The 23,218-nt window shown below is 70.7% G+C and carries 22 protein-coding genes and 3 pseudogenes; 13 read left to right on the top strand and 12 right to left on the bottom strand.

What is annotated here, in order from left to right; genetic code table 11:
* Positions 1–5: 5 nt before the first annotated feature.
* Positions 6–863, bottom strand: a complete 858-nt coding sequence (locus PH203_RS01570; protein WP_289915172.1) for a MaoC/PaaZ C-terminal domain-containing protein — start codon at positions 861–863, stop codon at positions 6–8.
* Between the two features lie 309 nt (positions 864–1,172).
* Between PH203_RS01570 and PH203_RS01565 the strand changes: the two genes are divergently transcribed.
* A complete protein-coding gene (locus PH203_RS01565) occupies positions 1,173–2,492 on the top strand; it encodes a sensor histidine kinase (RefSeq protein ID WP_289915170.1) in 1,320 nt (439 codons plus the stop codon).
* 36 nt (positions 2,493–2,528) lie between these two features.
* On the opposite strand, the pseudogene PH203_RS01560 reads toward PH203_RS01565, so the two are convergent.
* A pseudogene (locus tag PH203_RS01560) lies at positions 2,529–2,675 on the bottom strand (amino acid transporter); the annotation flags it as partial.
* Between the two features lie 103 nt (positions 2,676–2,778).
* Between PH203_RS01560 and PH203_RS01555 the strand changes: the two are divergent.
* Positions 2,779–3,411: a response regulator transcription factor gene (locus PH203_RS01555; RefSeq protein WP_289916596.1), complete on the top strand. Its 633-nt coding sequence runs from the start codon at positions 2,779–2,781 to the stop codon at positions 3,409–3,411.
* A 108-nt stretch (positions 3,412–3,519) separates the two neighbouring features.
* Here the strand turns inward: PH203_RS01555 and PH203_RS01550 are convergent, their stop codons facing one another.
* The 4 genes and pseudogenes from PH203_RS01550 to PH203_RS01535 form a co-directional block, all read right to left on the bottom strand.
* On the bottom strand, positions 3,520–4,266 hold the full coding sequence (locus tag PH203_RS01550; RefSeq protein ID WP_289916595.1) for a class I SAM-dependent methyltransferase: 747 nt from the start codon (positions 4,264–4,266) through the stop codon (positions 3,520–3,522).
* Positions 4,267–4,539: 273 nt separating this feature from the next.
* Positions 4,540–5,382, bottom strand: coding sequence for a hypothetical protein (locus PH203_RS01545; protein WP_289915168.1), 843 nt, complete (start codon positions 5,380–5,382; stop codon positions 4,540–4,542).
* A 119-nt stretch (positions 5,383–5,501) separates the two neighbouring features.
* Positions 5,502–6,020 (bottom strand): annotated as a pseudogene (locus PH203_RS01540) (SigE family RNA polymerase sigma factor); the annotation flags it as partial.
* Positions 6,021–6,182: 162 nt separating this feature from the next.
* Positions 6,183–7,631: an MFS transporter gene (locus PH203_RS01535; RefSeq protein WP_289915164.1), complete on the bottom strand. Its 1,449-nt coding sequence runs from the start codon at positions 7,629–7,631 to the stop codon at positions 6,183–6,185.
* 167 nt (positions 7,632–7,798) lie between these two features.
* Between PH203_RS01535 and PH203_RS01530 the strand changes: the two genes are divergently transcribed.
* From PH203_RS01530 to PH203_RS01490, 9 genes are all read left to right on the top strand, one after another.
* Positions 7,799–9,547: an MFS transporter gene (locus tag PH203_RS01530; RefSeq protein WP_289915162.1), complete on the top strand. Its 1,749-nt coding sequence runs from the start codon at positions 7,799–7,801 to the stop codon at positions 9,545–9,547.
* A gap of 161 nt (positions 9,548–9,708) precedes the next feature.
* Entirely contained in the window at positions 9,709–10,713 is a 1,005-nt protein-coding gene (locus tag PH203_RS01525; protein ID WP_289915160.1) for a helix-turn-helix domain-containing protein, read from the top strand.
* 121 nt (positions 10,714–10,834) lie between these two features.
* Positions 10,835–11,335 carry an RICIN domain-containing protein gene (locus PH203_RS01520; RefSeq protein WP_289915159.1) on the top strand — a complete coding sequence of 167 codons (501 nt, stop codon included), beginning with the start codon at positions 10,835–10,837 and terminating at the stop codon, positions 11,333–11,335.
* A gap of 80 nt (positions 11,336–11,415) precedes the next feature.
* Positions 11,416–11,952 (top strand): RICIN domain-containing protein, encoded by a 537-nt coding sequence (locus PH203_RS01515; RefSeq protein WP_289915157.1) that lies wholly within the window; start codon positions 11,416–11,418, stop codon positions 11,950–11,952.
* Entirely contained in the window at positions 11,940–13,097 is a 1,158-nt protein-coding gene (locus tag PH203_RS01510) for a sialidase family protein (RefSeq protein ID WP_289915155.1), read from the top strand. Before PH203_RS01515 ends, PH203_RS01510 begins: the two co-directional genes overlap by 13 nt.
* 99 nt (positions 13,098–13,196) lie before the next feature.
* Positions 13,197–13,847: a class I SAM-dependent methyltransferase gene (locus PH203_RS01505; protein WP_289915154.1), complete on the top strand. Its 651-nt coding sequence runs from the start codon at positions 13,197–13,199 to the stop codon at positions 13,845–13,847.
* A gap of 385 nt (positions 13,848–14,232) precedes the next feature.
* The gene (locus tag PH203_RS01500; protein WP_289915152.1) at positions 14,233–15,222 is read left to right on the top strand and encodes an N-acetylmuramoyl-L-alanine amidase; all 990 of its coding nucleotides are present in this window, start codon (positions 14,233–14,235) and stop codon (positions 15,220–15,222) included.
* Positions 15,223–15,380: 158 nt separating this feature from the next.
* Entirely contained in the window at positions 15,381–16,178 is a 798-nt protein-coding gene (locus tag PH203_RS01495) for a DUF5336 domain-containing protein (protein ID WP_289915151.1), read from the top strand.
* A gap of 108 nt (positions 16,179–16,286) precedes the next feature.
* The gene (locus tag PH203_RS01490) at positions 16,287–17,297 is read left to right on the top strand and encodes an LLM class F420-dependent oxidoreductase (RefSeq protein ID WP_289915150.1); all 1,011 of its coding nucleotides are present in this window, start codon (positions 16,287–16,289) and stop codon (positions 17,295–17,297) included.
* A gap of 12 nt (positions 17,298–17,309) precedes the next feature.
* On the opposite strand, the pseudogene PH203_RS01485 reads toward PH203_RS01490, so the two are convergent.
* Positions 17,310–17,537: pseudogene (locus PH203_RS01485) on the bottom strand (hypothetical protein); the annotation flags it as partial.
* Between the two features lie 110 nt (positions 17,538–17,647).
* On the opposite strand from PH203_RS01485, the gene PH203_RS01480 reads away from it, so the two are divergent.
* Positions 17,648–17,938 (top strand): hypothetical protein, encoded by a 291-nt coding sequence (locus tag PH203_RS01480; RefSeq protein ID WP_289915147.1) that lies wholly within the window; start codon positions 17,648–17,650, stop codon positions 17,936–17,938.
* A 41-nt stretch (positions 17,939–17,979) separates the two neighbouring features.
* On the opposite strand, the gene PH203_RS01475 is transcribed toward PH203_RS01480, so the two are convergent.
* The 3 genes from PH203_RS01475 to PH203_RS01465 are packed head-to-tail and all read right to left on the bottom strand — an operon-like array spanning position 17,980 to position 21,226.
* Positions 17,980–19,053, bottom strand: coding sequence for a prenyltransferase/squalene oxidase repeat-containing protein (locus PH203_RS01475; RefSeq protein WP_289915146.1), 1,074 nt, complete (start codon positions 19,051–19,053; stop codon positions 17,980–17,982).
* Positions 19,050–19,784, bottom strand: a complete 735-nt coding sequence (locus PH203_RS01470; RefSeq protein ID WP_289915144.1) for a class I SAM-dependent methyltransferase — start codon at positions 19,782–19,784, stop codon at positions 19,050–19,052. Before PH203_RS01470 ends, PH203_RS01475 begins: the two co-directional genes overlap by 4 nt.
* A complete protein-coding gene (locus tag PH203_RS01465; RefSeq protein ID WP_289915142.1) occupies positions 19,778–21,226 on the bottom strand; it encodes a glycosyltransferase family 4 protein in 1,449 nt (482 codons plus the stop codon). The genes PH203_RS01470 and PH203_RS01465 overlap by 7 nt, the downstream gene beginning before the upstream one ends.
* Positions 21,227–21,435: 209 nt before the next feature.
* Here PH203_RS01465 and PH203_RS01460 point away from each other — a divergent pair, with 209 nt between their 5' ends.
* A complete protein-coding gene (locus tag PH203_RS01460; RefSeq protein ID WP_289915141.1) occupies positions 21,436–22,074 on the top strand; it encodes a TetR family transcriptional regulator in 639 nt (212 codons plus the stop codon).
* A gap of 271 nt (positions 22,075–22,345) precedes the next feature.
* Here the strand turns inward: PH203_RS01460 and PH203_RS01455 are convergent, their stop codons facing one another.
* Together PH203_RS01455 and PH203_RS01450 are read right to left on the bottom strand one after the other, a co-directional pair.
* The gene (locus PH203_RS01455) at positions 22,346–22,888 is read right to left on the bottom strand and encodes a hypothetical protein (protein WP_289915138.1); all 543 of its coding nucleotides are present in this window, start codon (positions 22,886–22,888) and stop codon (positions 22,346–22,348) included.
* A 90-nt stretch (positions 22,889–22,978) separates the two neighbouring features.
* On the bottom strand, positions 22,979–23,212 hold the full coding sequence (locus PH203_RS01450) for a ferredoxin (RefSeq protein WP_289915136.1): 234 nt from the start codon (positions 23,210–23,212) through the stop codon (positions 22,979–22,981).
* Positions 23,213–23,218: the final 6 nt, after the last annotated feature.

The raw sequence follows: 23,218 nt of genomic DNA, 5'->3' as shown, positions 1-23,218 counted from the left end.
TGGAATTACGTGTGTTCGACGACGGTGTCGGCGAGGACCGGCACATCGCCCCGCTCGACGGCGCTCACGGCGACCCGGACGGCGTCCTGCTGCTGCCACATCCGGATGCGCAGGGTCTCCCCCGGGTACACGACCCCGGCGAACCGGGTGACGTACGACCGCACCCGTGTCACATCCCCGCCCAGCAGCGTGTCTACGACGGCCTTGAGCGTGATGCCGTAGGTGCACAGCCCGTGCAGGATGGGCCGTTCGAACCCGGCGACCTTGGCGAACTCGGGGTCGGCGTGCAGCGGGTTCCAGTCGCCGGAGAGCCGGTAGAGCAGGGCCTGGTCCTCGCGGACGGCCCGCTCGACGATCCGGCCGGGCTCGCCGGAGGGCGGGTCGAGCCGGGCGGACGGCCCCCGGTCGCCGCCCCAGCCGCCTTCGCCCCGTACGAAGATCTGGGCGTCGTTGGTCCACAACGGGCCCTCGGCGTCGGCGACTTCGGTGCGCATGACGAGGACGGCCGCCTTGCCCTTGTCGTAGACGGCGGCGATCCGGCCGGTGGCGGTCGCCGCGCCCTCGACGGGGATGGGGCGGTGCAGGGTGAGCGACTGGCCGCCGTGCAGGACCTTGGCGAGGTCCACCTCGATGCCGGGCATGGACAGACCGCTGATCACGCCGGGTGAGCCGTTGCCCGCGACGGTGGCGAAGCTCGGCAGGACGTGGAGGCGGGACTCCAGGGTGTAGCGCAGCTCGTCGGGGTCGGTGGCGGGGATTCCGGCGCCGACGCCGAGGTGGTAGAGCTGCACGTCCTTGGAGTTCCAGGTGATCTCGCCCGTCCTGGGCTCGGCGGCAACGGCCTTGGCGGCGTCGATGGGCATGGGGCTCCTGAGGGCTCGCTCCGGATCGGAGACCTCGGTACGGCCGTCCGCACCGTCGGCCGCACCGAGGTCGTTCACGGGGCCGGGCCGGAGGCGTTCGGGGTGATGCTCGGGGTGGGGCTCGGGGTGGGGCTCTTCTAGAACGCGTTCCAGTACGGCGACCCCTGTATAGCCCAGCTCCCGATAGTTGTGAAGACTGCTGACGGCATGTCAGAAACACCGGTCCGCTCCGGGGCCAGGACATTTGTACTGCCGGATTCCGTACATGCGCCCCTGCCGCGCAGGTGGCGGGGTTCGTAGCGTGGAGCCATGACGACAGAGGAGAGCGACAAGAGGACCTGGGCGCGGAGGGCGTCGTGCCGCATGGACGCGTGGCAGGCGGCGCGGGCGGACTGGAAGGAGGACATGGAGCGGTTCAAGGACGACCAGCGGGCCGCCCGGCGCACCGGGAAGCGGGCCGAGAACCCGGGCCCGCCGCCCACCGGCTTCTCCCTCCTCCCCTGGCTGCTGCTGGGGATGGGCGCGTTCTCCAACCTCTTCCAGGCCGGCACACCCCAGCCGCTGCTCGGCGGACTGGGACTGCTCGCCTTCAACTCCCTTTACATCTATGTGGTGTTCAGGGCGTTCCGGAAGGAGACCCGGGAGGCTCGCTCGACCCGGGCGGCGCTGATCCTGCTGGGCGCGGTCACCTGCGCCCTCGCCCTCGGCTACGGCGGCAGCTGGCTGTACTTCTTCCCCCTGCTGGGACTCGCCACCGGCGCGATCACCCGCGGCCCCTGGCTCGGCCGGGTCGGCCTCGCCGTGACGGCCCTCGCGGTGGCCGTCTCCGCGGTCCAGGAGGGCTGGGACGCGGTGAACATCGCGTACGCCACCTTCCTGTCGACCATGGTGACCGCCGCGATCCTCTCCCTCTCCGAGGCGGTACGAGAACTGCGCGCCGCCCGCGAGGAACTGGCCCGGCGCGCGGTGGAGAAGGAGCGCCTGCGCTTCTCCCGCGACCTGCACGACCTCCTCGGCCACACCCTCTCGGTGATCGTGGTGAAGTCGGAGGCCGCGAGGCGGCTGGCCTCGCGCGACATGGACGCGGCGCTCGCCCAGATCACCGACATCGAGTCCGTCGGCCGCCAGGCGCTGACGGAGATCCGCGAGGCGGTGACGGGCTATCGCGACGGCAGCCTCGCCACCGAGCTGGACCGGGCCCGCTCGGCACTGGAAGCCGCGGGCATCGAACCCGTCGTACGGCACTCCGGACCGCCCCTCGCCGCACAGACGGAGACGCTGCTGAGCTGGGTGGTGCGGGAGGCCGTGACCAACGCGGTACGGCACAGCGGGGCGGGGCGGTGCGAGATCTCTGTCGAGGGGGCGGCGGAACGGGTGCGGTTGCGGGTCATGGACGACGGACGGGGACCTTCGGACACTGCGGGTTCGCCCGGCACGGGGTTGACGGGGCTGAGGGAGCGGCTGGCGGCGGCGGGGGGACGGTTGGAGGCGGGGCCTGGGGTCGGGCCGCGAGGCGGGTTCGTGGTGGTGGCGGAGTTGCCGGTGGGGGCGGTGGGGACGGTGGAGGCACCGGAGACGGCACGGGCGATAGGGGCGATGGGGACCGTGGCGCGGGTGGTGGGGGCCTGAGCCTCGGGAGTCAGACCTGCTGCTCGGCGGAGAGGCAGGGGAGAGGCAGGGGACTGGGGTGTCCTGGATGGTGCCGGGCACGGAACAGGACGAGGGGTGGGCGAAAGGCCGATGCGGCTCGAACGAGGCCTGGGCGGCGGAGCCGTCCTCCCGGAAGACCAGCGGATGCAGAACGATCTCCCGCCCGCCGCAACAGGCGGAGACGCAACAGGCGGAGAACGGACAACACGTCGTCGGCAGTCATCCCTTGAGCGATGTCAGATGCGACCCTGAGGCCGTGAACGAGATGCCCCGGGACCACCGGCCAGCCAAGTCCATCAGGGTTCTGCTCGCCGAGGACCAGGGGATGATGCGGGGCGCCCTCGCCCTGCTGCTCGGGATGGAGGCGGACATCGAGGTCGTGGCCCAGGTGGGGACCGGCGACGCGATCGTGGACGCGGCCCTGACCCACCGCCCCGACGTCGCCCTCCTCGACATCGAACTCCCCGGCAAGAGCGGCCTGGACGCCGCCGCCGAACTCCGCGACGAGGCTCCCGACTGCCGGGTCCTGATCCTCACCACCTTCGGCCGCCCCGGCTACCTCCGCCGAGCGATGGAAGCCGGAGCCGCGGGCTTCCTGGTGAAGGACGGCCCGGTCGAGGAACTGGCCACGTCCATCCGCAGAGTCCTGACCGGCGAAACGGTGATCGACCCCGCCCTCGCCGCGGCCGCCCTCAGCGCCGGCCCCAACCCCCTCACCTCCCGTGAGTGCGACGTCCTGAGCGCCTCGGCGGACGGCGCGACGGTCGCGGACATCGCCGCCACCCTCCACCTCTCCGAATCCACCGTCCGCAACTACCTCTCCTCCGCGATCGGCAAGACGGGGACGAGGAACCGGACGGAGGCTCTGCGGGAGGCCAGGCAGCGGGGGTGGGTGTAGGCGCGGGGATGAGTGCAGGGGCGGGCGTCGGTGTCGGTGTCGGTGTCGGTGTCGGTGTCGGTGTCGGTGTCGGTGTCGGTGTCGGCGGAGGGTGCTGGGCGAGGTGTGCTAACTCCTCCTGAACAGCGCCGTCCACAAGAAGTCCTCCCCGAAGCACGCCGACCCCTCCGGCTCGTCGGACATGCGTCGCAGTTCCACCTCCGTCAGGTCGGAGAAGATCCACCGCAGGGACTCGGCGGTGTACGCCAGCCCGCCCTCCAGCCGCTCCCGTCGGTAGAACTCCGTGTCGGACAGCTCCGAGCCCATGCCGCCGGCCGCGAAGCAGGTGAGGGCGAAGTGGCCATCAGGAGCGAGGAGTCGGTCCAGGAGGCCCAGGTAGGTGACGCGGCGGTGCGGTGGCAGGTGGTGGAAGCAGCCGGAGTCGTAGATCAGGTCGTACGGTCCCGTCAGTTCCGTGCCCGCGAGGGCGAAGGCGTCGCCGCAGTGGAAGCGGGTCCTCCCCCGCGTCTCCTCTCCCGTCCCCCTCGCTCTCTCCTCCGCCCAGGCCACCGGCGTCGGCGACAGGTCCACCCCGTCCACGTCGAAGCCGCGCGCCGCCAGATACAGCGAGTTGCGGCCCGGACCGCACCCCAGGTCCAGGGCGCGGCCGCCGCCCGCCGGCAGGAGGCCTCGGTCGACGTACGACACCAGGTTCTCGTCCGGCTTCGCCACGAAGAACGGCACCGGTCTGGAACGGTCGGCGTAGAAGCCGTCCCACCAGGAGGCACCCTGCTCCGTCCAGCGGTCGGCGTCCGGTGCGAACAGGCCGTCGAGGAGGCGTAGTACGTCGTCGACAGTGCGGATGTTCCGGTCCATGTGCATGATCTGCTCCCCCTTCCCCACGGTGGCGAGCCTAGGGGCGTGGGGATGGAAATACCAGGTCAGGGGTGGTGGGTGACAGCTGCTCAGGCTGGCTCACCAGCGGTGTGCGGGGCCGCCGCAGCCCGGCTGCGGGCCGACTCCGCGCACGGGGCGAAACAGCCTCAGCACGCGGACGGAAGGCCGGTACGGGGGCCTCGCCGGCCATCCCGGCGGCACATTTTCCCTCGCGCCGCCGCCCCTGCACGACCGCACCCCCGGCGGTGTCCGCTACTCCACCGCCGACACCTCCACCGACTTGTACGCCGTACCCTTCGGCGCCAGGCAGACGAACCAGTCCACCGGGGAGCCCTCCGCCGGGCGGATCGACAGTTCGTCGGTGCTGATCTCCGCGTTCGACGGGGCGCGGTCCACCCGGGTCATCGTGCCGTCCTTCCAGGTGCAGGTGACCTGCTGGGCGTATTTGCTCACCTGGCCGATGACCAGGCGCTCCGGGCCCGTGGAAGCGGGGGCGGAGGGGTCGCCCTTGGAGGAGATCTCGGTGGGGATCGCCGCGGCCTGGATGTCCGTGCCCGAGGCGTCGTCGCCCTTCATGAAGTCATCGCCGAACACCATCGTGCCCTCGGACCCGTCGCTGTAGCGCACTTGGTACGTGCTCTTGCCGATCAGTTCGGCGGCCTCGGTCACGCCCGACGGGACATCGCCGTACTCGCCCATCGCCTCGAACTGACCCGCGGCCTGGACCTCGTTCCTCGGGGCATCCCAGACGTCGATGACGACCCTCCACTCCTTGCCGTTCTCCTCGCCGGTCGCGAGGGTCGTCCGGGCCGGTGCGAAGAGGTCGGCGGTCGGTGTCGCCGACTGGGTCGCCGCCGGTGCCACCGTCTCGCCGCCGCCCGGCAGTCCGGCCACCGCGAGCGTCGCCGAGGAGCCGGCGAGCACCAGTGCCGTGGCCGCGGCGACGGCCCAGCGGCGGGTCCTGCGGCGGCGGCCGCCTCGGACGACCTCCTGGTAGGGGGCTGTACCGATCTCCACCTCGTCCGTGGCGGCGGCCAGCAGGACGGAGATGTCTCGGTTCGCCATGTCGTGGTTCGTCTCCCGGTCCGCGCTCATCACTTCCGCCCTCCCTGCGCCACGCGCGTCGCCTGCGTCGGCCGCCCTGCCTGCGTCAGCTGTCCTGCCTGCGCCGCCCCCGCCGACTGCGCCGACTGCGCCGACTGCGCCGACTGCGCAACCATGTCGACCAGCCCCGGTATGGCGCGGAGTTTCGCGATCCCCTTGGCCGCGTTGCTCTTCACCGAGCCGACGGAACAGCCCATCGCCTCGGCGGTCTGGGTCTCGGTCAGGTCCTCCCAGTAGCGCAGGACGACCGCCTCACGCTGGCGCGGCGGCAGTTGGGCCAGCGCCTTCAGCAGGGCGTTGCGGTCCTCGGCCTGGGCGATGCGGTCACCGGTGTCGGCGACCTCGCGCGCCAGGCCCGAGTCGTCCTTGGGCGCCAGGAACTCCCTGAGCCGTCTGCGGTGTTTCCGCGCATGCGCGTTGATCATCACGCGCCGTACATACGCCTCCGGGTCGTCGGCCGAGCCGACTCTGCGCCAGGCCACATAGACCCGCTCCAGCGTCGACTGGACCAGGTCCTCCGCGGCGTGCTGCTCCCCCGTGAGGAGAAATGCCGTCCGCAGCAGCCGCGGCCAGCGGCCGATGACGAAGCTCTGGAACTCCTCGTCCCGAGCCTCCTTGCGATCCCCCATGGGCACCTCCTAGATGTCTGAAGGAGTCCATGGGCCGTCCGGACCGTTGCCTCCCTCCGCGGAGATCTTTTCAACCGCCTCGCAGACACCCCTCGCCACAGCCCAACCGGTTTTCCGCTCCCCTTGGGGCACATCCGCCCGGTCCACCATTCGCTTCCCGCCTCACACCTCCGGCACTGCTTCCGCCCCCATCCGCTTCCGCGGCAGCCACACCACCATCAGCACCGCCCCGACCGCCAGCACCCCGGCCCCCACCCGGAACACCAGCGCGTACCCCTCGGTCAGCGCCCCCGGCCCGGCGTCGTCCCCCGTCCGGGCCGCCGCCAGCGTGGACATCACCGCGAGCCCCAGCGAACCCCCCATGGTCCGCGAGGTGTTGACCAGCCCCGACACCAGCCCGGCCTCTCCCGGCGCGGCCCCCGATATGGCGAGCGCGGCCAGTGGTGTCGTCGCCAGTCCCGCCCCCAGCATCATCAGAATCCCGGGGCACATGATGGCCACCACGTACGATCCGTCCACCCGCATCGTCGACTGCCAGGCGAACCCGGTCACCGCCACGACGGTCCCCAGCACCGCCACCTTCCGCTCGCCGAGCACCCGCATGAGCCGTGGCGCCAGCTTGGAACCGAGCACGATCGCCAGCGAGCTCGGCACCAGGGCGAGACCGGCCTGGACCGGCGTGTAGCCGAGCACGTTCTGGGCGTAGAGCGTCATGAAGAACCACATGCAGAACATCGCCGCGCCGGACAGGAACATCGCCGTGTTCGCCGAGGCCACGGACCGCAGCCGCAGCAGCCCGAGCGGCATCAGCGGAGCCGTCGTACGCGCCTCGACGAGCAGGAACATCCCGATCAGCGCCGCCCCGGCCACGAGCGGCACCACGGTCGCCGCCGACGTCCACCCCTCGGCCTCCGTCTGCGAGATGCCGTACGCGAGCGTCGCCAGCCCGGCGGTCACCAGGACCGCGCCCGGTACGTCGAGCCGCCGGCCGTCCCCGGCACGGCTCTCGGTCAGCCACCACAGGGCGCCGAGGAGCACGGCCGCGCCGACCGGGACGTTGATCAGCAGTGTCCAGCGCCACGACCACAGGTCCACCAGCACCCCGCCGACGAACCCGCCCGCCGCGCCGCCGCCCGCGCCGACCGCCGTCCAGGTGGCTATGGCACGCGCGCGTGCGGCCCCCTCGGGCACGGCGGACGTGACGATCGTGAGCGTCGAGGGCGCCAGCACCGCCGCCCCCAGTCCCTGCACGGCCCGTGCGAGGAGCAGCTGCCAGCTCTCCTGGGCGAGCCCGCCGCCCAGTGAGGCCAGCGTGAACAGACCGAGCCCGACCAGGAACATCCGCTTGCGGCCGTACAGGTCACCGGCCCGTCCGCCGAGCAGCATGAACCCGGCGAAGGCGATCGCGTACGCGTTCACCACCCACTGGAGGCCCTGCTCGCTCAGCCCGAGGTCGGCCCGCATCGAGGGCAGTGCCACGTTGACGACGGAAACGTCGAGCACGACGAGGAACTGACCGGCACAGGCGAGCGCCACGAGCACCCAGGCGGGCGGCGCGGTACGAGGACGGGGGACGCGGCTGACTTCCTCGGCTCTGAGCATGCCTGTCATGCTCCCAACCCCCCGACACTCCTGGCATCGGGATTTCGGCCTACACCCGGAGCCCCGGACGACCGGACCCCGGTCCCAGGCCCCCTTCCGTCAAGAGAAGACAAAGAATTCGTTAGCTGCCCGAAGCATCGGAATAGTTGCCCCAGTACACCTGGTTGCCGACACACATGAGACACACGCCGACCGACCAGCCCCACCGCACAGCGAGCGCCGCCCTCGTCCCGGTGCTCGCCTTCGCGGGCATCGTCGTCGCGGTGATGCAGACCCTGCTCGTCCCGGTCATCAAGGACCTCCCGCAGCTCCTCGACACCGCCCCCAGCAACGCCACCTGGGTCCTGACCTCGACCCTCCTCTCGGGCGCCGTCGCCACCCCGATCATGGGCCGCCTCGGTGACCTGTACGGCAAGCGCCGGATGCTGATCGCGAGCCTCGCGGTGATGGTGGTCGGCGCCCTGGTCAGCGCGCTCACCAGCGACCTGCTGCTGATGATCGCCGGCCGTACCCTCCAGGGCTTCGCGATGGGTGCGATCCCCCTCGGCATCGGTCTGATGCGCGACATGCTCCCCCGCGAGAAGCTCGGCTCGGCGATGGCCCTGATGAGTTCCTCGATCGGTGTCGGCGGCGGCCTCGCGCTGCCCCTCGCCGCGCTCATCGCCCAGCACGCCGACTGGCACGCCCTCTTCTACGGTGCCGCGGGTCTCGGCGTGCTCTCGATCGTCCTCACCCTCCTCGTCGTACCGGAATCCCCCATGCGCGCCGAGGGCTCCTTCGACGGGCTCGGCGCACTCGGCCTCTCCACCGGCCTGGTCCTGTTCCTGCTGCCGATCACCAAGGGCAGCGACTGGGGCTGGACCTCCGGCACCACGCTCGGCCTGTTCGGCGCCTCGGTCGTCGTCCTCCTCCTCTGGGGCGTCTACGAGCTGCGCACCAAGGCCCCCCTCGTGGACCTGCGCACCACGGCCCGCCCGGCCGTCCTCTTCACCAACCTCGCGTCGATCATGGTCGGGGTCTCGTTCTACGTCGTCTCCCTCGTCCTCCCCCAGCTCCTGCAGCTCCCGAAGGCCACCGGCTACGGCCTCGGCCAGTCGATGGTCGTCGCCGGTCTGCTGGTCGCCCCGCTGGGCCTGACGATGATGCTCACCGCCCCCGTCTACGCCCGCCTGTCCGCGAAGTACGGCCCCAAGCTCACCCTGATCCTCGGCATGCTGATCATCGCGATCGGCTACGGCGCCGGCCTGGGCCTGATGAGCGCCGCCTGGCAGAGCCTGGTCATCTCGGTCGTCCTCGGCGCCGGCATCGGTCTCGCGTACTCCTCGCTCCCCGCCCTGATCGTCGGCGCGGTCCCGGCCTCCGAGACGGGCGCGGCGAACGGCCTGAACACGCTGATGCGTTCCATCGGTACGTCGGTGTCGAGCGCCGTCATCGGCATGGTGCTGGCCAACACCGCGAACACCGTGGGCGGCGTCGAGATCCCGACCATGCACGGCTTCCGCGTCTCCTTCCTCATCGCGACCGGCGCGGTGGCGATCGGCCTGCTGATGGCCCTGTTCCTGCCGAGGCAGCGCCCCGCCGCCAAGCCGGAACTGCAACTGCGCGCGAGCAGCGAGGAGGACGCCAACCTGGAGCGCGCCGAGGAGGCCCTGCGCGGCTTCCGGGGCCGGGTCCTGGACGCCGAGGGCACACCGGTCGCCCGCGCCAAGGTCACGCTCATCGACCGCCGCGGCCGCCAGGCCGGGGCCACCCTCTCGGCGGAGGACGGCAGTTACGCTCTCGCCGTACCCGCCCAGGGCGCCTACGTCCTCGCCGCCCGCGCCGCCGGCCACGGCCCGCTCGCCTCCTCCGCGACCCACGCGGGCGACGAGAGCGCGGTCGACCTGGACCTGGCGCTGCCGGGTGAGACGGTCCCCACCGCCTGACCCCACCGCCTGACCCAGCCCTCCCGCTGCCCCGCCCCCGCCTCACCTGCTCCCCTTCACCTCGCCGCCGGCACGACGCAACCACGCGGATGCGGAAGCAGTCGTATGCAAGGGGCGGGACCCGGCGGCAGCGCGGGTGGGGAATCAGCGCGGGGAGCGGAATGATCAAGACGGTGTTCCGGACCAGTGACGTGCCGGCGGAGGACCGGTTCGAGTACTGGCGGGAGTTGATGAGCCGGACCATCGCGCCCAGCGAGATCAGCAGCCACCACACCGCCGACTTCTGGGCGGAGCAGCGACTGGTGGAGCTGGGGCCGGTGATCGTGTGGTCCGGAGGGCTCCTGCCGACGCGCTACCGACGGAGCCCGAGACTGATCCGGCAGTCCGACCCCGAGCAGTACCACCTCCAACTGCTGCTCGGAGGCGAGTTCGGCCTCGACCACGTCGGGCGGACCGACACGTACGGCCCATGCGATCTGTGGGTGTCCGACACCTCACGGCCCTACGACGTACGGCCGCCGAGGGACGAGAGCCGGCATGTCGTCACCGGGGTGGCGGTGGAGTTACCCAAGGCGTCGCTGCCGCTGCCACCGGACCAGGTCCGGCAGCTGCTGGGCAGACGTCTGTCTGGGCGCGAGGGGAGCGGCGCTCTGCTGACGGATTTCCTGATCGGGCTGGACCGGCAGTCGGGCGTCCTTCAGCCGTCCGACATACCTCGCCTGAGCAGGATCCTGCTCGACCTGGTGTCGGTCTGGCTCGCCCAGCCGCTGGAGGCCGAGGCCGCGCTGCCGCCGGAGACCCGCCAGCAGGCCCTGACCGCACAGGTCCGGGCGTTCATCCAGCAGAACCTGCACGATCCGGGGCTGACACCGCCGGTGATCGCCGCCGCCCACCACATCTCCCTCAGCTATCTGCACCGGCTGTTCCAGCAGCAGACGCGGGGCGAGACGGTCGCGGCCTGGATCCGCCACCAACGGCTGGAGGGGGCCCGCCGCGACCTGGCGGACCCCGCGCGGCGTACCACGCCGATCCACACGATCGGCGCCCGCTGGGGCCTGCCTCGCGCATCCGACTTCACACGCGCCTTCCGCGCCGCCTATGGGGTCTCACCGAGGGAGTACCGGCACCAGCCGCACCAGCCGCACCAGCCGCACCAGCCGGAGTAGACGCACTGCCAAGTCGCAGTGCACTCACAGTTAACGACAGTCCCGGTGGTCACCTCGCATGCTGATCGGGCAGTCGCTCGACCCGATCCGATCAACGGACGCAGAGGAGCCCCGCACTGTCATGACCATGAACATACTGACAAGAGTCTCCGCAGTCGCCGCCACCGCCGTGAGCGCCGTGGCCTTCGCCACGCCGGCCAACGCAGGCGCAACCGCCTACGACACGCTCGTCAACTTCAAGACGGTGAAGTGTCTGGCCGTCCCCAACGCGAGCACCGCCAACGGCGTCGGTGTGATCCAGTGGGGATGCAACGGCAACAGCGAGCAGCAGTGGCAGCTGGAGTCGGTGGCAGGCGGAAACGGCGACCGCTACCTCGTCAGGAACCTGAACAGCAACAAGTGCCTCGCCATACCGAACGGCAGCACGGCCAACGGCACCCAGGCCATCCAGTGGACCTGCAACGGCGGCAGCGAACAGATCTGGATCCACGACAGCGCCGACCGCCTGCGCAACGTGAGCAGCGACAGGTGCCTGGCCATCCCCAACGGCAGTACCGCCAACGGCACCGAGGCCATCCAGTGGACCTGCACCACCAGCGACGACCAGGTGTGGCTCTGGTAGGCAGAACCGCCGGAGCGGCCCTCTCCACGAGGGCCGCTCCTCCTTTGGGAACATCGGAAACAGCCAAGGAAGCTCCCCGAATGAGAAGACGCATAGCCGCCGGAATGGCGGCCATCGCCATGCTGAGCGCACCTCTGCTCACAGGCTCCGCCCTCACCGGTACGGCGTCGGCGGCCGAGACAGCCGAAGCGGTCACCAACGCACGCCTCTACAACATGGGCACCGGCCTGTGTCTGGCCAACCCGAGTTCCAGCCAGACCAACGGCACCGTGATGATCCAGTGGACGTGCAGCAACAGCGACAGCAACTACTGGTCCCTCCAGCCGATGACCGGCGGCGGCTTCCACGTGGTCAACAAGGCGAGCGGCCAGTGCCTGGCCATCCCCAGCGGGAGCACGACGCTCGGCGTCAAGGCCATCCAGTGGCCGTGCCAGGACACCCAGAACGACGAGCAGGTCTGGGTCCACGACGGGATCGACCAGCTGCGGAACGTGAAGACCGGCCTGTGCCTGGCCATCCCCAACAGCACCACGACCGCCGGCACGGAGGCCATCCAGTGGAACTGCGACGCCGTGACCGACACGACCCCGAACCTGGACCGGCAATGGCTGTGGTGACCCGCAAACGCGCCTTGACCGCGCTCCTGACCGCACTCGTCCTCGCCGTCCTGACCGGCCTCCTCATGCCGGGCCCGGCCTCCGCCGAAGGCACGTCGGCCGAGAAGACCGTGTACACCAACACGGCGACCGGCGGCGACGGTCCCCGCACCCCCGACATCATCAGCACGAGCGCCAGCAACGCGGTCGTGGCGTGGCGGGAGGGCCTGCGGCCCGGCAACCGGGACATGGGCTACATGCGGTACTCGTACACCACCGACGGCGGGGCGACCTGGAGCCGCCCCCGGACGCTGGCGCAGGAGACCGATCAGTACGCCTGGCACTACGTGATGCTCTACAAGTCGGGCAGCGAGCTGTTCGCGTTCCTCGGACGCACGCCGATCGCGGACACCAGCGAGACGGACGGGGACGGCTGGAACAACGACGGCCTTCCGATCACCGCCACCGTCGTCAAGCGCAGCACCGACGAGGGCCACACCTGGCAGGACCACCCCGTCACCATGCCGACCATCGGCAACCTCGCCATCTCCGGCCGCCCGATCAGGATGGCCAACGGCAACACCGTCCTCCCCTACTGGGGGACGAGCCGCGAGAACGGGGTGCTGATCGCCACGAACCCGGACCTGAAGACCTGGACGAAGGGCGGCACTGTCACGAACGCGAACGCCACCGACGTCAGGGCCGGTGAGAACCAGATCGCCGTCTCGCCGGACGACCCGAACTCGCTGATCATGGTCGCCCGCGCAGCCAACGCCAACGCCATGACGGCCACGAGCTCCAACGGCGGCACCACCTGGACGAACTACACCGCCGCCGCCGGCCTGCCGAGCAACAACGTGGCCAGGAGCTACTTCGGCAAGGACAGCAACGGCCGGCTCCTGTACATCTACACGACCGGCACCACCGACACCCGCCCGTCCCTCTACTACAAGACCAAGCGCCCCGGCGCGACGTCCTGGAGTGCCGCCAAGTTCTTCGCCGACGGCCCAGCGAGCCAGGAGGACCCGACGCCGGCCGGCACCGGCGCGGGCTGGGACACGTACCCCATGGCCGATGAGTACGCGCCGGGCAAGTTCTTCGTCACCTGGGAGTTCGACACCACCCGCATCAAGGTGAACAAGCTGGACATCTCCGACGCACCCTGAGCCCCGACCGCAACCGCCGTACCCCCTGTCGCCCGCCGGCCAGGGGGTACGGCAGCATGTGGGGCGCCCACACCCACGTACGACCGAAAGGCCCCGCCCATGACCGCGGCACCCAAGCCCGAGATCCTGGCCGCGTTCGAGGCGGCGAAGGGATTCATGCCGGCGGACGAGGGCCTCGCCCTCTACGCGGCCGCTGTCGAGGCGGGGCGGCTCGGCCTCCCGCTCCTGGAGGTCGGCACGTACTGCGGGCGCTCCGCGATCCTGCTCGCCGACGCGGCCCGCGCGGCCGGGGTGACGGCCCTGACCGTCGACCACCACCGGGGCAGCGAGGAGCAGCAGCCGGGCTGGGAGTACCACGACCCGGAGACGGTCGACCCCGAGATCGGCCTGATGGACACGCTGCCGACGTTCCGCCGGACCCTGCACAGGGCGGGCCTGGAGGACCACATCGTGGCGCTGGTGGGCCGTTCGCCGCAGGTGGCGAAGGTCTGGGGCGCTCCCCTCGGCCTCGTCTTCGTCGACGGCGGCCACACCGACGAGCACGCGAACGCGGACTACGAGGGCTGGGCGCCACACGTCGCGGAGGGCGGACTGCTGCTCATCCACGACGTGCACCCGGACCCCAAGGACGAGTTCACGGGCCAGGCGCCGTACCGGATCTATCTGCGGGCGCTGGAGTCGGGGGCGTTCACGGAGGTCTCCACGACCGGGACGCTGCGGGTGCTGCGGCGGACGGGCGCGGGGATCTGACCCGGCAAGCCGACAGGGCTTGACGTTGATGGCGATGTCGATGTCGATGTCGATGTCGATGTCGATGTCGATGTCGACCGGGGTCTGGATGACATTCCCCGTACCGACGCCCGGCTGACCGTAGACGTGGTCGACGGCACAGGCGTCTTCCGGCGGCATGCAGGGGAACGAGCCGGCCCGGGCCGCGGGCGCGCCCAGTACGACCGCCCCGGCGAGGGCGACGGTGGCGGTGAGGGCGTCGGCCATGAAACGCATATGTGATCGAATGGGCGATTCTCGGCATACCGCCCAGCCGTGAGCGATACCGATGTGCCGTTCGGATGAAACGACCCGCCCGGCGGACAGCACCCCGCCGGGCCACCGACCCGCCGCTAGGGTGGCTGACGTGTCGTACGTAGGCCCGGACTTCGATCCTCCCCAGCCCCGCCGCTCCCGGCGCCGTCCGCTGACCGTCGCGGTCGCCGCACTCGTCCCGGGCGCGTTGCTCGGGTGGCTGGTGTACGAGGCGGTGGGCGGATCCGGTGGAGGTTCCGAGGAAGCCGTGGGGACGCCGACGTCGTCGAGCGCACCCGCCTCCCCCACGCCCCCCGCGAGCCCGACGGGCTCTACGGGCTCTACGGGCTCTACGGCGTCCTCGACCTCGGTCGCTCCCGGTGACGACGAGAAACCGACCCCCGCCACCTCCGCCCCTGCCGTCTCCGGTCCCCTCAAGGGCAAGGTCGTCGTCATCGACCCGGGCCACAACCCGAACAACTTCCGGCACCCGGCCGACATCAACAAGAAGGTGGACATCGGCACGGGCCGGAAGGAGTGCGACACGACGGGCACGTCCACCAACTCCGGCTACACGGAAGCCAAGTTCACGCTGGACGTCGCCCACCGGCTGCGCACCCTCCTGGAGAAGCAGGGCGCCACGGTGAAGTTGACGCAGGACGGCGACCGCACCTTCGGCCCGTGCATCGACGAGCGGGCGAGAATCGGCAACACGGCGGGCGCGGACGCGGTGGTGTCCATCCACGCGGACGGCGCCGGCACCGGTCAGCGCGGCTTCCACGTCATCCTTCCGGGCAAGGTCAAGGCGGGCACCGCGAACACCGGCCCGATCGTCGCCTCCTCCGCCGACCTAGGCGAACGCATCGCGGGCAACTTCGTCCGCACCACCGGCAGCGCCCCCTCCAACTACGCCGGCGACGGCACCGGACTCGTCACACGTAAGGACCTCGGCGGTCTCAATCTGTCAACGGTTCCCAAGGTGTTCATCGAGTGCGGCAACATGCGCGATAGCAAGGACGCGGCATTGCTCACCAGCGGTGCCTGGCGGCAGAAGGCGGCGCAGGGGATCTCTGAGGGAATCGTGAGTTTCCTGCGCGGGTAGCGTTCCGCGGGTTGATCCCCGGGGACAGCCTCGTCGGACGGACGATAAGGTCGTTCCTACGATGAGGGGCCACCCCCGCGCTTCACACCGGGGCCTGACGGCGACATGGTGACAGCGACGCCTCTTCCGACGATGAGACGACCTACGAAGGACCTGAAGTGAATATCCGCTCCCTCACTCGAGGCGACGGCGTGGTGATCGGAGCAGCGGTGTTGCTGTTCATCGCGTCGTTCCTCGACCTCTACTCCGTCGACGGCATCAGCATCGACGCGCCGAACGCGTGGGAAACCCTCGACACCGGCATGGGTGTCTACCTGGGTGGGGTCATCGGTGCCGCCCTGATCATCGTCAACCGCATCCTGCCGCAGCCGCGCAAGGTCGCCGGCCTGGACCTCGGCGTGGTCGGCACGGGATTCACGATTCTCGCCGCGTGGATCCTGTTCTGGGCGCTGGTGGACACCCCGGACAGCGTTTCGGCGGGCGCCGGTCTCATCCTCGGCTTCATCGCGGCGCTCGTCCTGGCCGCCGGCGCCGTCGCCGCCCCGCTGCTCCCCGCCCTCCAGGCCGCCCTCATCCCGGCCCCCCGCCCCGTCGCCCCCCAGCCCTACGGCGCCCAGCCCCCCGGCGGTTACGGCTACCCGGGCGCGGGTGCCCCGCAGCCGGGTCAGCCCTACGGTGGCCAGCCGCAGCCGGGTGCGCCGTACGGTGCCCAGCCGCAGCCCGGTCCGGGTCAGCCCCAGGCGCCGCAGCCGGCCGGGGACTTCTCGCCGTTCTGGTTCGCGGTTCCGGTGGCGCGCCCGCTGTTCGCGGAGGACGGTTCGCCGGCGCCGATCGCCGAACTGGCGCCGGGCACCTGGTACCTGGCCGTCGAGCAGCGTGGCCCCAACCTGGTCGCGCAGACGCAGGACGGCCGTCGTGGCGTGCTGCAGGACACCTCGGGCATCCAGCGCGGCTGATCCCCTTCAGACTCGACGCACGGCCCCTCGCCCTTCCGGGCGGGGGGCCGTTGTCGTACAGTCGCCTCCCCGAACGGCGAGCTGACACACCGTCAGGAGGCAGTGGCCATGCGGCTAGGTCTGGCACTCGGCTACTGGGGCCGCGGCCCCGACCCCGACCACGTCCCCCTCGCCCAGGAGGCGGAACGGCTCGGCTACGACTCCGTGTGGACGGCCGAGTCCTGGGGCTCGGACGTCTTCACCCCGCTCACCTGGATCGCCGCGCAGACGACAACCATCAAGCTCGGCACGGCGGTTGCCCAGATGGCCGCGCGCTCCCCCACCACCACCGCCATGCACGCCCTCACCCTCGACCACCTCTCCGGCGGCCGCGTCATGCTCGGACTCGGACTGTCCGGGCCACAGGTGGTGGAGGGCTGGTACGGCCGTCCGTTCCCGAAGTCGCCGCTCACCGCGACCCGGGAGTACGTCGATGTCGTACGCCAAGTCCTCAGGCGCGAGGCCCCTGTTGAGCTGTCCGGCCGCTTCCACGCCCACCCCTACCGGGGCGAGGACGCGACGGGCCTCGGCAAACCGCTCAAGCCGATCACCCACCCCCTCCGCGCCGGCCTCCCCATCCTCCTCGGCGCCGAAGGCCCGAAGAACATCGCCCAGACCACGCGCATCGCCGACGGCTGGCTCCCCCTCTACTGGTCCCCCACCCGCCCCGAGGTCTACGAGACCTCGCTGACGGACGCCCCGGAGGGCTTCCTCGTCGCCCCCATGGCCCAGGTCAGAGTCTGCGACGACGTGAGCGAAGGCCTGCTCCCCGTGAAGACCATGCTCGGCTTCTACATCGGCGGCATGGGCCACGCCGCCCGCAACTTCCACGCCGACCTCATGGCCCGCATGGGCTACGAGGAGGAGGCCCGGCGGATCCAGCGGCTCTTCCTCGAAGGGCGCAGAGAGGAAGCGGTACTCGCCGTACCCGACGCCTTCGCCGACGAGATCTCCCTGGTCGGCCCGCGCGAACGCATCGCGGAACGCCTGGAGTCGTGGCGCAAGGGACCGGTCACGGACCTGCTGGCGCTGTCCCCTGACCGGGAGTCGCTGCGGGTGCTGGCCGAGCTCAACTCCTAGGTGGAGCTGAGTTGCGAGGCCGGCCTTGACGAGGGCGAGCTTGCGGCCGTCCGCGCCGCTCTTGAACTTGCCCGCCCGCCAGGGCTTCACGATCCACTGGTAGGTCGCCCCGGCGGCCAGGCCCGCGTTCGTCACGAAGCGGGTCTTGGCGAACTTCTGCTGTTCCGCCGAGGTCGTGGGGGTCGCCGCCGTGGCGCGGTCGCTGTCGTCGCCGCCGCAAGCCGTGGCCCCGGCGAGCAGGGTGCTTCTCCCGGCAGGCTCACCCCGGCCCGTCCGGTGCGCCACTCGGGCGAACCCATTCGGGTTTTCGGGCAGGGTTTTATTCATGAATGAGCGGCAACCCGATGGTTATGTCCCCTCGATATAGCGGTGCCAATTCGGCCGGCACGGTCATAGCGATCGTCGCCGACATCATGGCCCTCATCCTGGGCCTGTGGATCCTGATGTACCTGCTGGACGCCAACCGCGGGAACGACTTCGTGCAGTTCATCCACGACGCGGCCCGGTGGCTGGCGGGCTGGAGCCATGACCTGTTCACCTTCGACGAGGCGTGGGCGCGGGTCGTCGCCGGATACGGGCTGGCGGCCGTGGTGTATCTGTTTGTCGGGCACGCCATCGCCAACCGGGTGCACAGGCACTGAGTTGTAGCGCCGACAGTAGCCGGTAGCGGTAGCCGTAGCGGTCAGTCGTCGCAGCAGTCCGGGTCCAGCCCGGTCGGCAGGCGTTCCCCTCCGAAGACCGCGCAGGTCGCCTCGTGGCCGCCCAGCGCGGCCACCGCCAGGAGCAGCGAACCGGCCGTCCAAGTGGTCAGTTCCCGCGGCCAGATCGCCTCGTCCTCGAAGACGTACCCGGTCCAGTACAGGCCGCTCTCCGGGTCCCGCAGATGCTGGATCGACTGCAGGATCTCCAGCGCACGGTCGGACTCGCCCATCGCCCAGAGGGCGAGGGCGAGTTCGGCGGACTCGCCGCCCGTCACCCACGGGTTGGGGACCACGCAGCGCACGCCGAGGCCGGGGACCACGAAGCGGTCCCAGTCCGCCTCCATACGGGACTTGGCCTCCGAGCCGGTCAGCGCGCCGCCGAGGATCGGGTAGTACCAGTCCATCGAGTAGCGGTCCTTGTCCAGGAACCGCTCCGGGTGGCGGCGGATCGCGTGGCGCAGTGCGCCGACCGCCAACTCCCAGTCGGGCTGGGCCTCTTCGCGCTGGTCGGCGATGGCGAGGGCGCAGCGCAGGGCGTGGTGGATCGACGAGGAGCCGGTCAGCAGCGCGTCCTTCGTGAACGTGCCGTCGTCCTCGCCCTTCCAGCCGATCTGGCCGCCGGGCTGCTGGAGCCGCAGGACGTATTCCACCGCCGCGTACACCGTCGGCCACATGCGGTCGAGGAACGTGTCGTCGCCCGTCGACAGGTAGTGGTGCCACACGCCCACGGCTATGTAGGCGACGAAGTTGGTCTCCCGGCCGCGGTCGGTGACGTCGTCGTGTGCCCCGTCCTGGTACGCGGCGTACCAGGAACCGTCCTCGTTCTGGTGCCGTGCCAGCCACTCGTACGCCCGCTCGGCGGCGGTGTGCTCGCCCGCCGCGTCGAGGGCCATCGCGGCCTCGGTGTGGTCCCAGGGGTCGAGGTGGTGGCCGCGGAACCACGGGATGGCGCCGTCCTCGCGCTGTACGGCGCGGATGCCGGCGACGGTCGCGGCGGCCTGTTCGGCGGTCAACACCCCGGGCAGGACGAGGTGTTCGGTGCGCGGAGTCGTCACCGCGCGTCCACGACCGGCAGGTGCGGCTTGGTCGCGTACGCCACGAAGCTCTTGCCGATCAGGGGGTTGAGGGCCTGCTCGGCGACCCGGGTCGCCAGCGGCTTCTTCATGATGTCCCAGACCAGGAGCTTGTGGTACGCCTTCACCGGCAGCGCCTTGTCGTTGTCGACGCCGAACGCGCACTTCAGCCACCAGTACGGCGAGTGGAGGGCGTGCGCGTGGTGGGTGCCGTACGGCTTGAGGCCCGCCTCGCGGATCTTGGCCAGCAGTTCGTCCGCCTTGTAGATGCGGATGTGACCGCCCTCGACCTCGTGGTACGCGTCGGACAGGGCCCAGCAGATCTTCTCGGGGCCGTAGCGCGGGACGGTGATGGCGATGCGGCCGCCGGGCTTGAGCACCCGGACCATCTCGGCGAGTACGCCCTTGTCGTCCGGGATGTGCTCCATGACCTCGGAGATGATCACGACGTCGAAGGACTCGTCGGGGAAGGGGAGCGCCAGGGCGTCGCCCTCCATGGCGGTGGCGGTGGCGCCCTCCGGTGCCTCGCCCGCCTCCTTCATCGCCGCGAACCACTTCGCGACCTCGCGGATCTCGTCGGCGTTCTGGTCCAGGGCCACGACCTGGGCACCCCGCCGGTAGCACTCGAACGCGTGCCGGCCGGCTCCGCAGCCGAGGTCGAGGACGCGGTCGCCCGGGGCGAGCGGGAACCGGGAGAAGTCGACGGTCAGCACGTGGCCCTGCTTTCGCGATCGGATACAACGTCAACAACTTCTGGGGCCGCGGGTGCGACGCCTCGTGAGGCCGCGGAGCGGTCGGGTCGGCTGCTCGCGATGGGGGTCCCCCCGCGCGAGCGCCGCCGAGCGTGGGGGAGGGCGATCGCCTCGCGGTAGCGGGCTGCCGTGCCCTCGGCGGCCCGGGCCCAGGTGAAGTTCCTCAGCACCCGCTCACGGCCCGCCAGACCGAGTCTCGCTCTCAGGTCGCGGTCACCGAGGAGGCGGCTGAGCCCGGTGGCCAGTGCGCCCGCGTCGCCCGGCGGTACGGCCAGGCACGTCTCTCCGTCCCGGCCGGCGACCTCCGGGATCGCTCCGCCGGTCGTGGCCAGCAGGGGCGTGCCGGTGGCCATCGCCTCCGCCGCGGGGAGGGAGAAGCCCTCGTACAGGGACGGTACGCAGGCGATCTCCGCCGAGCGGATCAGGTCGACCAGTTCGGCGTCGGAGATGCCCTTGACGAACCGGACGGCGCCTTCGAGGCCGTAGCGCTCGATGGCCTGGGCGACGGGGCCGTCCTCGGCGCGCTTGCCGACGACGACGAGGTGGGCGTCGGGGTGCTCGGTGCGGACCTTGGCGAGGGCCTCGACGAGGAAGACCAGGCCCTTGAGGGGGACGTCGGCGCTGGAGGTGGTGACGATGCGGCCGGGGACCACCGCCACCGACGGGTCCGGCGAGAAGAGGTCGGTGTCGGCGCCGATGTGGACGACGTGGATGCGGTCGTCGCGGACGCCGAGGTGGTCGACGATCTCCTGGCGGGAGGTGCCGGAGACGGTGAGCACGGAGGGCAGGCGGTCCGCGACGCGCTTCTGCATACGGGTGAAGCCGTACCAGCGGCGCTTGGCCCAGCGCTGGCCCCAGCCCTGGGCGGCGTCCAGTTCCAGTTGGCGGTCGACGGTGATGGGGTGGTGGATCGTGGTCACCAGGGGGGCGCCGATGTCGCCCAACAGGCCGTATCCCAGGGTCTGGTTGTCGTGCACGACGTCGAACTCGCCGCGGCGGGCGCGCAGATGGCGGCGGGCCCGGAGCGAGAACGTCAGCGGCTCGGGGAAGCCGCCCGTCCACATCGTCGCGACTTCGAGCGCGTCGATCCAGTCCCGGTACTCGTCGCGCTTCGGGGTGCGGAAGGGATCCGGCGAGCGGTAGAGGTCGAGGCTGGGGAGTTCAGTGAGGGTGAGGCGGTGCGCGTAGTCGGCGCCTTCGTCGAGGACCGGGTACGGCTGGGAGCCGATGACTTCGACGCGGTGTCCGAGGCGGGCCAGTTCGCGGGAGAGGTGGCGGACGTAGACGCCCTGGCCGCCGCAGAACGGGTTCCCCTTATAGGTGAGGAGTGCGATGTTGAGCGGTCGCTCGCCGTCCGCGGCCGGGTCCTCCTGGGACCCCGCCTGACTGGCCTCAGCGGTCACTCCGGGCCCCCTTCTCCCTGCTATTTCCCGCGAGATTACGCCGGGACGCTAATCTAGAACAAGTTTCAGACTTGATCGTTCAAGAGGCTCTGAATCTACCGGCAGGTAGGGGCGCAGTGAGCAGTGGATCAGGTGATTCACGCCACGGCCGACGCTCCTGCCATGCTGTGTGATCACTCGCCCTCACCGACTGTCACGGAACGGGACCCATGCCTGCGGAAGCCATCACCCAGCGCCCCGCCTCGCCGCCGCTCACGGAGCGGCAGGAGGCCCGTCGTCGCCGCATCCTGCACGCGAGCGCGCAGCTGGCGAGCCGGGGCGGTTTCGACGCGGTGCAGATGCGTGAGGTCGCGGAGTCCTCGCAGGTGGCGCTGGGTACGCTCTACCGCTACTTCCCTTCCAAGATCCATCTGCTGGTCGCCACGATGCAGGACCAGCTGGAGCACATGCACGGCACGCTGCGGAAGAAGCCGCCGCAAGGCGAGTCGGCGGCGGAGCGGGTCGCGGAGACGCTGATGCGGGCGTTCCGGGCGCTGCAGCGCGAGCCCCATCTCGCCGACGCGATGGTCCGCGCCCTCACCTTCGCCGACCGCAGCGTCTCCCCCGAGGTCGACCAGGTCTCGCGTCAGACCACGCTGATCATCCTCGACGCGATGGGCATCGCGGACCCGACGCCGCAGCAGCTGTCGGCGGTCCGCGTCATCGAGCACACCTGGCACTCGGCGCTGATCACCTGGCTGTCGGGCCGCGCCTCCATCGCACAGGTGAAGATCGACATCGAGACGGTCTGCCGTTTGATCGACGTGACGACGGCCCACCCCGAGTCCCCCGAGTCCCCCGCGTCCTGAGCACACGAAGAACCTACGAGACGGGTTCCCTGCGCCGGCATTGTCCGGATCAGGTGATGGGGGTCGTCTTCCGGCCTGACCGCTGCCTTCCGACCTCTCAGCCCGACCGTCGACGTCGGCCCCGGCGGAAGCATCTGCCTCACGCCCGAGTCGGCTACTCCGCTCGAACTCCCTCACTCGCCTCGTAGGCCACTTCCCAGAATAGAACTTCCGTCCGGAGAAAGCTCCGCCGGAATGCGAATTTCTTTGGACGAATACGAGCAGACCGGGATCAAGGGGACGCCGTAGCTGCGGCTTGCCCACACTCCTGGCCGTATGCATGGAACGACAGCCCCTCGAATGCCTGGACCTGGCCCTGCTCCCCGGCCGGGTCCTGTGCTTCGGTCGGGAGAAAAGCACCCGCACCCTCCTCGGATGCCGTCCCGGACAGAAGGCTCAGCGTCCAGCCCGAGCGGTCCAGCGCCCAGCCGGTGCCGTTCTCGTCGGCCATCGGTTCGGTCGCCTGCCAGCCGCGCTTCTCCAGTTCGGCGACGGCCCGCTCGGTGGCCTTCCGGTCCGGCGCGGTGGGGGTGCGCAGCTGCCCCATGACCTGGCAGGGGCGCCGTCGCATCGCCTCGGACCGGTCGTCGAGGAATGAGGCCTGCTCGAATCCGCCCGCCTTCAGAGCGGCCCGGAGGTCTTCCCGTACGGCGTCGATGGTCAGCACGCCCGGGTCCGCGCCCGGGTTGCCGTCCCCACCGCCACCACATCCCGCCAGGACCATGACCGCGGCCGCCGCCCAGGCCGTGACCACGGCACTCCCCACCCGTCGCATCGCTCCCCCACCTCACAGATCACGCACAGACGAGGGGGATCTTCGCACACAGGTGCTACTCCTCTGCTCTTCCTCCGGCCTCCCGCTCCACTACTCCTCGGGCGGAAACACCGGCTCCCCGCTCCCCAGCAGTGTGATCATGATCGCCTCCACCGGGCAGCTCTCCGCCGCCTCCAGGACCTTCTCGTTGGCGTCGGTCTCCGGATCGGCGGGGTGGGACTGGCGGGCGGTGTCGAGGTGGAAGGCGTCGGGGGCGTGGTGGACGCACTGGGCGGAGCCGATGCAGATGGAACGGTCGACCTCGACCTGCCAGCGGTCGCCCATGGCCGG

Source organism: Streptomyces sp. S.PB5 (assembly GCF_030403745.1).
Taxonomy (GTDB): domain Bacteria; phylum Actinomycetota; class Actinomycetes; order Streptomycetales; family Streptomycetaceae; genus Streptomyces.
Note: the sequence above shows the minus strand (reverse complement) of the source record. Positions and strands in the feature narration are given on the sequence as shown.